Raw genomic sequence first — 10,194 nt, 5'->3', positions numbered from 1 at the left:
TAGTGGTTAGTGGTTAGTTGAACTCGGCAACCAACAACTAACAATTAACAAACTAAATAGACAAACCGAGATTTAAACCAAACGCTGCATGGACTAACATAAGAGCAAGCGCTGTAGTTCCTAAATAAGCATGAACAGCACGGAGAGTTACTTGATTTCCGCCGAAATTTGTTAAAGAAATCACGGCATTAATAGCTAGTAAAATCAGCACAACTGAACCCGTCCAAAAATGGGGGCTTTCCATTACTGGCTGATGCTGCATCACCAGCGAAAGTAAACCGCCAGTATAGCCTAAAGCCATGAACAAAAACATCCAAGGTGCAAGTTTGCGGTGATCGGAACGGCTTTTAATCGCCACATCTTTATCAGTAACCAATCTTCCTCGCCATCCCGAAAATCCGACATAACTACCCATAACAAAAACAACAATCCCCATCATCAGCGGATGTCCCCAATGGGTAACGGGTTCAGGAATTCCTAAACTGCGGAACTGGCTGGCTATCGGTTCTAAAAGTTCACTCAGATTCACGATTTGCTCGACACTCACTAATTTAGCTGTTCGGGAATATTTTACAGCTAATGGTCTATTAGTTCAAGCAATTTAAGACTTTTGTAACGTCGCTCTCCGGGCGGTAAGAATACCGCCCGGAGGGCGGCGTTACAAAAGTCCTGTGGTTTATTTTAATCAACATCTTCTGCATCAGGATCGATACCCATTGCTCGCAATCGTTCTGCCAGTCGCGCTGCTTTTTGCTCCGCCTTTTCCGCTCGCAAACGTTCCTGTTCTCCCCGATATTTTTCAAGTTCGGCTCTTTCGTCACCAATTAATAACAAATTCCCCTCACTATCCCACCAGCGCAGCCAAATTTGAGTTTGATTCTGATAACTTCCCTGCCAGAGTCCCAACTCCACTTCTAGAGGAGAAATAGGATAATGACCCCGTGCGTTTGGTTCTAGCTTTTGATAGGAAAAATCTACAAGATGATAAACCTCTAATTTATCATTCTTCATTTCATAGATGCCATAGTAGGGAATGCGAATTATCTGCTCGTAAACCCAAAACTTACCCGGTTTTTGCACCTCCCCTTCATCACTCATCAAAAGCGGAGTTGCATCGCGTTCTTCCTCTCCATTACCGCTGGCAAATTCCAAAGCAATTAAAGGTGCTAAGTGTTCTCGCCACAACACATAAGAACGGCGATATTTTCCTTTTTCGGGACGGGCAGAAACATTCGGTACATAGAACCAGTCAGGTGCTTCTGCACCTTGTTCTGGCGGTTCAGTTTCTCGCCAATAAATGCCAGAATCTTGTCCAATGCAGTAATTACCATCGGGATGTCGCCGCTGCAAAACAGGGCCGATAGAATCAGTGAGAATTATGCTCTGGGGATGCTCTTGAAAGTTTTTCACAAAAGTACCGTCAGACTCCGGCAATTGAGTATGATCTGGAAATTGAGTAGGCAGACCTATGTCAGTTAATGTTTCAGTCATGCTCTTACAATTATTGCAACTATTGTGGATTTTGTTAACAGCATAGCGCTTAGACTTTTGCTAGTTTATCCAGAGGAAAACCTAGTTCTTCTCGCTGTTCTAAATAAAGCTGAGCCACGCGCCGTGCCAAATTGCGAATTTTACCGATATAGCGGGTGCGCTCCGTGACGGCAATCACGCCTCTGGCATCAAGTAAATTGAAAGTATGAGAACATTTTAGCACGTAATCTAGGCTGGGTAAAACTAACCCTTTCTGCGTTAATTGTTCTGCTTCTTGCTCGTAAAGACCAAACAGAGTAAACAGCAATTCCGGGTTCGATGCTTCAAAGTTATAGGTACAGTGTTCAATTTCTCCCTGAAGGTGAACATCGCCATAAGTTACGCTATCTGTCCATTGAATATCCGTAATAGCATTAACTTCTTGCAGGTACATTGAAAGCCGTTCTAACCCATAGGTAATCTCAATTGAAACGGGGCGACAGTCAATGCTACCGCACTGTTGAAAGTAGGTAAATTGGGTGATTTCCATGCCATCTAACCAGACTTCCCAACCTACACCCCAAGCGCCCAATGTTGGAGATTCCCAGTTATCTTCAACAAAGCGGATGTCGTGGTCTTCGGGGCGGATTCCTAATGCTCTAAGGGAGTCTAGATAGACTTCTTGAATGTTATTAGGAGATGGCTTAATTATGACTTGATATTGATAGTAATGTTGGAAACGATTGGGATTTTCGCCGTAGCGTCCATCTGTCGGTCGGCGACAGGGTTCTACGTAGGCGACTGACCAAGGTTCGGGGCCAATGGCTCTTAAAAAGGTGTGAGGGCTCATGGTTCCTGCGCCTTTTTCGATGTCGTAGGGTTGCGCGATTAAGCAGCCGCGATCGCTCCAGAATTTATGTAAAGTGGCAATGACTGATTGGAAGTTCACTGGTTTGAAGATAGTTAGTAAGTTGATAAATTTATTTAAGCATACTTTAAGTCAGTTATAATATAAAGTACAATATAGTTGTCTTTGTTTTCACAACGTTATCAACAACCAACCAAAGATTTGAACCTACCTAATGACCTCCATGAGCTTGAAAAAGCTGCTCTTATTGCTGAACTGCAACAATTAGGCATCAAACACTCTCCTGAGAACATTATCCGTATTGCCAAAACTATTGAGGGCAAAATTGTGTTTCTGGAAACCGGAAACTTTAGTTCTGGGATGCGCCACATTTTGCGGGAGCATACTTTGGAGTTTGCCGAGCAGGGAATCTCACAAGAGGAAATATCAGATGCTATAATGGTGGCTGTAACCCAAGGGCAAATTGTTAGTTATCAGGGAGTAAACCACCCAACACCGCGCCCCATTTATCAGTTCACTTTTAAGGGTGAAATTAAGATGATGGCAGTGCAAGTTTCTGACAATGGATACATTGTCAGCGCTAATCCTCGCAGTTCTCCATAATTCCATGTAAGTCACAATGAAAAAAATTAAGCTAATGACAGATTATTACTGCTACCCCTTGTGGTGGGCCGCAGGTTCAGGTAATGCAGGTGATATCGATCCAAAAACATTGCCTTTAAAATCAGAAACTATCAAAAGAATAGAAGCCTGGGCAGCTATTTTTGATAGTATTTTGAACAAAGAAGATCCTGCGGCATCCGGTTTTGCAAGCGAAGAGGACATGAAGGCATTCGATCGTGAAGGAATTAGTATCTGGCATCAACTCAGATCCGAACTTGAACCTGAGTATGAAGTTCATTATTTTAGTCAGTGGCTAGGTGAACACCTCACCCATCCCAAGCAGTTAGAACTTGACAGTGAATTAACTGTGACGCGATAGTTAGGATCTGACTCATTCTGGAAGCCCTCGATACTGCATAATTACTACAGGTACTCTCAATAAATTTTTCGCCAATTGGGAAACACCAAACTTGAATTTTAGAGACTGTGGCACTTCTTCCCAGAAAATCGGTACAAAACCAAATCGGACGTAAAAATTTTCTAGTCGCTTTCCCAAACATTCTAAATAAAGCGGTTGAGTTGCTTGTTGAATTAAGTATGTTGTCAAATAAGTTCCTAACCCGCGACTACGCCAACTTTTAGCTACTACTAAACTGCCTAATTCTTGTACACCTGAAAAGTTGCGTAACTGTCCGCAAGCTACCAAATTTCGCTCGCATTCTATCACCCAAAATTGCTGCCAGCGCAACTGGGTTGGGTCGAGTTTTGCACTCAGCACTAATTTCCGAATTGACCATATATCTTTAGCAGAGGCGGCGCGAATAATGCACTCTGCTGGTAAGGAGAAAGAACTTTCATTCACGCTTTAGTAAGTTATTGTGACTGGTGATTGATTATATTTTAACGTTCGATCGCGTCTAACAATACATCTGCCCCAAATCGCACGGGATCGGTACAGGGTAATCCCGTTTCTGCTTGAATTTCTGCTATTGCTAGCTGGGCCGCAGTTTCCTCCAGATGGTGAGTATTGAGCGCGAGCGCGCTTACTTTCGCCCCCACAAAAGCACCCGCCGCCCCTGACACCATCTCGTATAATTCCACAACTTTTGATAGCGGCCCAATTGGCACGTGGGGATGATGGCGGATGTGAGTTTGTCCCGCTCGATGCGCTAGCACTAAGTGAGTAGGCTGAGAACCTCGTAGTAGGGGCAATGTAGCTGTTGAACCCGGATGTAGCAGGGAACCTTGACCCTCGATGTGTAGGATGTCGCGATCGCACCCAAATTCTACCACCATTTGCTCAACCGCACCCGCCGCAAAATCCACCCGTACAGCATCCAAGGGAATACCATCACCAGCAATCATTAAACCCGCTTGTCCTGTCGCTAAAAACTTAGAACGCAAGCCACGTTTTAAGCAAGTGCGATGCAGTTCCAAACTCGTAGACATTTTACCGACACTCATATCCGTACCTACTGTCAATACGCGGCGGCAATTGAGATCGGCAGCTTTAGCAGATGCGATCGCGCCTACTTTTTGCGGTTCTTGACGCACATCCCAAATCCATTGATCGTCTTTTAAAGGTATTTTAATCAGTGGTGCAAGCTGAGTATGTAAACCATTTACCACTGACAAACCCGCAGCAATTGCTCGATTAATTTCCTCTAACCATTCTGTTGGTAAAACACCCCCAGAGGGAGCAATCCCAATTAACAGAATATCTGGCGAATAAGATAAAGCTTCTTTCACCGAAGCAACTATCGGCACTTCTCTGGAAATTCCCGTTAATTCACACAAAGATTGTCCGGCACATTCAGTGTCAATTGCAGCAACAACTGAGGCTTCGCTGTAGCGTAAAAATGCCAAACCAGTTTTGCCAAATTTACCATTGATTCCCTGGTGTAACAGGATAGCTACCTTACCATTTTTTATTTGATTGCTGGGATTGTTTTTAATCATAATTTACTTCTTAGTTTGATTTATTTTACATTTAACACATTTTGATGTAGTCAAGGATGCTGCTATTTATGACAGCAGTATCCTTGACTCATTCTTATTCAGTTAAAGCATTGGGATCTATCCCTAATTCTTGTAACTTAGCGGCTAAACGATCGGCTCGTAGGCGTTCCTGTTCAACTTGTTGCTGAGCAGCATTGGCTTGTTGCTCAGCAGCATTAGCTTGTTGCTGAGCAGCTTCTTCTGGCAACAAAATAAGATTGCCAGATTCATCATAAAAACGCAGCCAAACAGTTGTTTCTCGCTCAACATTTCCCTCCCATGTTCCTAACCACATACCTAACGTTTGACACCATAGCCAACCCTGTTGATTTCGCTCTAATTCCTGATATCGTAAGCTCCCATTTAATCGCCACCCTTGCAGAGAATTTGGGTCAAAAGGATTAAACACAAAATAATCAGGAGTCTTGAAAACTTGCTCATAAAGATCCTTTTTGACTCCCGTATCTACATTCGCAGTCGAAGGTGACATTAGTTCTACAATCACATCTGGATAACGACCTTCTTCATCCCAAACTACCCAACCTTGTCTCGAAGTAGTGCCATCAGCACCTAAAACAGCAAAAAAATCAGGGCCTCTAAAGTCCCGATTTCGCACCTGAATTCTGCTATAATAAATAAACATATTACCACCCGCAAAAAAATCATTGCGGTCATTCCAGCCTTGATGCAATGAGCGGATCAAAACATTCATTGCAATGCGGTGGCGATTGCTCTCCATTGGTTCCCCATCATCAAAAATTAAATCGGTCGGCGGCTTGTGTTCTTCACAAAATGCCTCAAATATTTCAGCTTCTGAGATGAATTTTGAAGTTACTTCAATTGACATCTCTACCTCCTAAGATTTGACTTGCTATTTCTATTGTACATTATCAATTCGGGAAACGCCCAGTCCTGGCAAATCATTTGGCAGCAAACATCCATTTTCTAAGACTGCACCAGCGAAAGGATCGTCTATTAAATTAAAATGACTATCCAAGTCCAGATAGTCAGCTAAAGGTGATAATTGTGCGGCGGCTGTGTTTGCCAGCACACTATCAGAATAGCAACCAAACATAACCTGTAAACTGTAAGCTTTAGCCGCGTGTATCATCCGTATTGCTTCAGTTAACCCTCCCGATTTCATCATTTTAATGTTAATGCCATGTACGCAGCTAGCTAACCGAGGAATATCCCGACTATTGAAGCAACTTTCATCAACAAAAATAGGCAACGGTGACTGACGATAAAGTTCCGAAAATACCTTAATATTTTCCAGCGGTGATAGCGGCTGCTCTACATACTTTATTCCATACTTTTCTAACCAAAAACACATTTTAATGGCATCCGTTAAACTCCATCCACCGTTAGCATCTATGCTAATTTGGATGTTTTTAGGTGCTTCATCTAGAACTGCCATTAACATCGCTCGATCTGCTTCTATGCCATCAGGACTACCTAATTTTACTTTGAGAGCGCGATACTTTATACTATTTTGATATATGACATCTTGTTCAAACCAATCTCGCACCCGCTGCCTAGCACCTTCTGGCGAATTAATACCAATTGTAACCGAAGTTGGTACAATACGCGAGCGGTCAATTCCCCACAGTTTCCATAGCGGCAATCCTACTTTTTTGCCCAGCCAATCATGGAGCGCCATATCTATTGCTGCACAAGCTGCTGATGGTAACTCAACCTCCCTAAATATCTCTTCAATTTGTTGACGCTCTAAAGGAGTAAATTTCTCTAGCAGCGGCGCAATTTTCTGCAATGCCGCCACAAGATTTTCAGTAGTTTGAGGGTAACTGCCTATAGAAAAAGGCGAGGCTTCCCCCCAACCTTCGATGCCTTCATGCTCCAATCTCAACCATAAATTCGTAGTTTGGGCAGTTGTACCCCGACTGATGGTAAGAGCAAACCGTTTATGGACAGTGAAAGTTTGAATGTCAATGTGCATTGTGATTTAGGATTCGTGGTTTTGAGATGCAAGCCAAGACTAATTTAGTTCCTTTCCCTTCCCATTTTTAACTTTTTATTTTATAGTTTAACTTTGCTTTGTCAATCGACCAGAACTTTGATGAAATTCCAGATTTCTATCTCTCCAAGGAGAATCGCCGCCTCCCTGAGCATTTGGGTGCTATTCTTCGGCGTGGCTGGCTTAGCGGTGCAAGTTCTTCGCTATGGCTTTAATTATCGCGAACGATGGATGGATTTATTTAATCTTGACCGAGAATTAAATTATCCCTCATGGTATCAGTCGTTTACGTTACTTTTTTGTGGAATTCTCCTGGGAGTAATTGCCTCTGCGAAGAAAAAACAGGGCGATCGCTATTCTCCCCACTGGAAAGCTTTATCAATTATGTTTGTGCTTTTTGCTTTAGATGAAAGCCTGAGCTTCCATGAATTGTTAATTATTCCAGATTTACGAAAAGCGCTACATCTTGGGGGATTATTTTACTTCGTTTGGGTGATTCCTGGTGCTATTTTTGTATTGGTAACAGCCTTCAATTATTTCAAGTTTCTGCTTCATCTTCCACTAAAAACTCGGTATTTATTTATACTGGCGGCCGGCTTTTATATTGGCGGAGCTCTTGTTATGGAGATGGTTGGTGGCTACTATGCAGATGTAGCTGGTCAGCGCAACTTAATATATGGGACAATAGCCACTACTGAAGAACTTTTTGAAATGGTAGGAGTTCTGATTTTTATCTACGCATTGCTTGCTTACATAGGCTCCTACATACAAGATATCGATCTGCGGTTTAAGGTACTTGACGATCGAGATAGGTAGAATGGTTTGTTGCTAATTGTTGAGGGTGTATAAACAATGACTGTCGAAAGTTCAAAACTAAAAATTGCCAACAATTGGAAATCTTGGTTTCATCCATTGCTGCTGCTAATATGGATAGCAATTGGCACAGTTTTGCGCTTTACTAATTTAGCAGGAAAGCCACCTTCAACAATTGAGATAGCAACCATAGTTTTTAGTTTGGGAAATAGTTTGCAGACGATACCGTTAGATAGTGCGATCGCACTTGATGAGCTATTGCAGCCATTACAACTAAATCCCGAAGCTAATATCACCTCAGTTATCCACAATTTGATGACAGAAAGCACTCATCCTCCAGTTTATTTTGTATTGGCTCATTGGTGGATGAAACTATTTTCTAACGACGCGGGTTTAGTTTCTTTGTGGGCCGCTAGAGCGCTTCCGGCAATTCTTGGTGTCGCCTCAATTCCAGCTATGTTTTGCTTTGGGTTTGTGGCTTTTCGCTCTCGCTTAATAGCTCAAATGGCAGCAGCAATGATGGCGGTTTCTCCCTACGGGATATTTATCGCTCAAGAAGCTCGTCACTACACTTTGCCAGTTTTATTAATTATCGCTTCTTTGGGATGTTTAACAATAGCAACTAGAACAATTAATGAGCGAACTGTATTGCCAATTTGGGTAGGATTATCGTGGGTAGGAGTTAACTGTTTAGGAATTGCCACCCATTACTTTTTTATTCTTGTTGTTGCTGCTGAAGGTTTAAGTTTAATAGCTGTTATTTTGATTAAAAATAGGGCAGATCGCCAGGAAAAAGTAGATTTAGCTTCGACTCACAATTTAACGATTAAGCCTCAATTACTAATTCCCAGTTCTCTGTTCCGAATTTATGCGGTTGCTGCGGGTACTTTGGTGGGATGCTTGGTTTGGGTTCCCGCATTGCGGACTGCTTCTGATAGTGAAATGACCCGCTGGATTTATGAGGGAAAAAACCTGATTGAACTGCTAGAACCAGCACCAAGAATTTTAGCGTGGATGGTGACAATGCTGGCATTATTGCCAGTGGAAGGAGTCTCTTTATCGGCGATCTTTATCTCTGGTTTGATATTATTGGTTTTCATTTTTTTTGCGTTACCAATTTTGATTCAAGGTGTCAAAATTAAATTAAACGAACCAGATAACAGCTTAATTACTCAAGTTTTAGGCGGGTTTATCTTGGGTGCAATCTCCATCTTTTTAGGGATAACTTACATTTTGGGTGCCGATCTAACTCTAGCGGCTCGTTATCAATTTGTCTACTTTCCTGCGGTTATCATTTTGTTTGCAGTCAGTCTAGCTATTTATTGGGAAGATCGGTATTTAGAAACAAACAATAAATTTAGTAAATTTTTCAAATTGCCAATTCCAGCGTTAAAAATAGGAGGACGAAAAGCAGTAATAATTATCTTGTTAATGGGTTTGCTTGGTAGCATGACAGTTGTGGCAAATTTGGGTTTTCAAAAATCGAAACGCCCAGACATTTTAGTTCCGCAAATTGTTAAAATACAAGAAGCATCGCCAAAGGTTCCCGTTTTAATTGCAACAGTTCGCAAAAGCCACTCAGAAACAAGAGCTATGATGGGGATAGCATGGGAGTTTAAACGTTTATCTAGTTCATCGGGTAAAAATTCTCAACTTAATTATCCTCAATTTCTGTTAGCGAAAAAAGATGGTGATTCTCAAACAGCAACGGATGCACTGCATAAAACTTTAGCTCAAATGCCAAAACCTTTGGATTTGTGGACGATAAATTTTACAGCGTCAGTGGAAGAAAAGGGGGAAAACTGTGTAGTTGATTCGGTATCTCAGCCTAAAATAGCGGGCTATAAATACCGATTGTATCACTGTTCATAATTGTAAAATTGGAGATATTATGACTATCTACTTTTATAGCACTCGCGAAGAACCCTACGGATGTTTCTCTAACTTTTCTGCTCACGGATTTGAGTTAGATGGAGCATATTGGTTAACTAGCGAACATTATTTTCAAGCTCAAAAGTTTGTAGGTACGCCTCATGTTGAGCAAATTCGACAGGTGAAAGCGCCGAAGGATGCGGCGAAAATGGGGCGCGATCGCAAACGTCCCCTTCGCCAAGATTGGGAAGAGGTGAAAGATGATATTATGCGAAAGGCGGTGCTGTGTAAATTTGAGACTCATGCAAATATCCGCGAAGTTTTGCTATCTACAGGTGATGAGGAAATTGTAGAAAATTCACCAATAGATTATTATTGGGGTTGTGGCAAAGATGGCAGCGGCAAGAATAAATTAGGGCTAATTTTAATGGAAGTAAGGGAGATATTACGGCAGCGGATAGAGTAATATAAGACCTATTACCAATTATAGAAGAAGGGGCTAGGGCGTGTTTTCAAACCCTGGGGGGCGAAGCATTCGGACACAAAACCTTGGTTTATAGCAGAAATTTATCGCCCGAATGCTTCGCCCCTACAT

The 10,194-nt window shown here is 42.1% G+C and carries 12 protein-coding genes; 5 read left to right on the top strand and 7 right to left on the bottom strand.

What is annotated here, in order from left to right; all coding sequences use genetic code 11:
- Positions 1-52 precede the first annotated feature (52 nt).
- From PN499_RS20585 to glyQ, 3 genes are all read right to left on the bottom strand, one after another.
- On the bottom strand, positions 53-547 hold the full coding sequence (locus PN499_RS20585; protein ID WP_272034132.1) for a DUF4079 domain-containing protein: 495 nt from the start codon (positions 545-547) through the stop codon (positions 53-55).
- Between the two features lie 134 nt (positions 548-681).
- Positions 682-1,491, bottom strand: a complete 810-nt coding sequence (locus PN499_RS20580) for a Uma2 family endonuclease (protein ID WP_272034130.1) — start codon at positions 1,489-1,491, stop codon at positions 682-684.
- Positions 1,492-1,540: 49 nt separating this feature from the next.
- The gene (gene glyQ / locus PN499_RS20575) at positions 1,541-2,419 is read right to left on the bottom strand and encodes a glycine--tRNA ligase subunit alpha (protein ID WP_272034128.1); all 879 of its coding nucleotides are present in this window, start codon (positions 2,417-2,419) and stop codon (positions 1,541-1,543) included.
- Positions 2,420-2,497: 78 nt separating this feature from the next.
- Here glyQ and PN499_RS20570 point away from each other — a divergent pair, with 78 nt between their 5' ends.
- Entirely contained in the window at positions 2,498-2,941 is a 444-nt protein-coding gene (locus tag PN499_RS20570) for a hypothetical protein (protein ID WP_272034126.1), read from the top strand.
- Between the two features lie 16 nt (positions 2,942-2,957).
- Positions 2,958-3,320 carry a hypothetical protein gene (locus PN499_RS20565; protein ID WP_272034124.1) on the top strand — a complete coding sequence of 121 codons (363 nt, stop codon included), beginning with the start codon at positions 2,958-2,960 and terminating at the stop codon, positions 3,318-3,320.
- A gap of 12 nt (positions 3,321-3,332) precedes the next feature.
- On the opposite strand, the gene PN499_RS20560 is transcribed toward PN499_RS20565, so the two are convergent.
- The 4 genes from PN499_RS20560 to PN499_RS20545 form a co-directional block, all read right to left on the bottom strand.
- Positions 3,333-3,803 carry a GNAT family N-acetyltransferase gene (locus PN499_RS20560; protein WP_272034122.1) on the bottom strand — a complete coding sequence of 157 codons (471 nt, stop codon included), beginning with the start codon at positions 3,801-3,803 and terminating at the stop codon, positions 3,333-3,335.
- A 38-nt stretch (positions 3,804-3,841) separates the two neighbouring features.
- Positions 3,842-4,900, bottom strand: coding sequence for a DUF1611 domain-containing protein (locus PN499_RS20555; RefSeq protein ID WP_272034120.1), 1,059 nt, complete (start codon positions 4,898-4,900; stop codon positions 3,842-3,844).
- A 94-nt stretch (positions 4,901-4,994) separates the two neighbouring features.
- On the bottom strand, positions 4,995-5,786 hold the full coding sequence (locus PN499_RS20550) for a Uma2 family endonuclease (RefSeq protein ID WP_272034118.1): 792 nt from the start codon (positions 5,784-5,786) through the stop codon (positions 4,995-4,997).
- 30 nt (positions 5,787-5,816) lie between these two features.
- Entirely contained in the window at positions 5,817-6,896 is a 1,080-nt protein-coding gene (locus PN499_RS20545) for a mandelate racemase/muconate lactonizing enzyme family protein (protein WP_272034116.1), read from the bottom strand.
- A gap of 120 nt (positions 6,897-7,016) precedes the next feature.
- Here PN499_RS20545 and PN499_RS20540 point away from each other — a divergent pair, with 120 nt between their 5' ends.
- The 3 genes from PN499_RS20540 to PN499_RS20530 are packed head-to-tail and all read left to right on the top strand — an operon-like array spanning position 7,017 to position 10,065.
- Entirely contained in the window at positions 7,017-7,730 is a 714-nt protein-coding gene (locus PN499_RS20540) for a hypothetical protein (RefSeq protein ID WP_272034114.1), read from the top strand.
- A 36-nt stretch (positions 7,731-7,766) separates the two neighbouring features.
- Entirely contained in the window at positions 7,767-9,599 is a 1,833-nt protein-coding gene (locus tag PN499_RS20535) for a glycosyltransferase family 39 protein (RefSeq protein WP_272034112.1), read from the top strand.
- A 19-nt stretch (positions 9,600-9,618) separates the two neighbouring features.
- A complete protein-coding gene (locus PN499_RS20530; RefSeq protein WP_272034111.1) occupies positions 9,619-10,065 on the top strand; it encodes an NADAR family protein in 447 nt (148 codons plus the stop codon).
- Positions 10,066-10,194 lie beyond the last annotated feature (129 nt).

The sequence above is a fragment of the Kamptonema animale CS-326 genome (genome assembly GCF_028330895.1).
Lineage (GTDB): Bacteria > Cyanobacteriota > Cyanobacteriia > Cyanobacteriales > Microcoleaceae > Kamptonema > Kamptonema formosum.
This window is presented reverse-complemented; position numbering and strand designations above follow the sequence as displayed.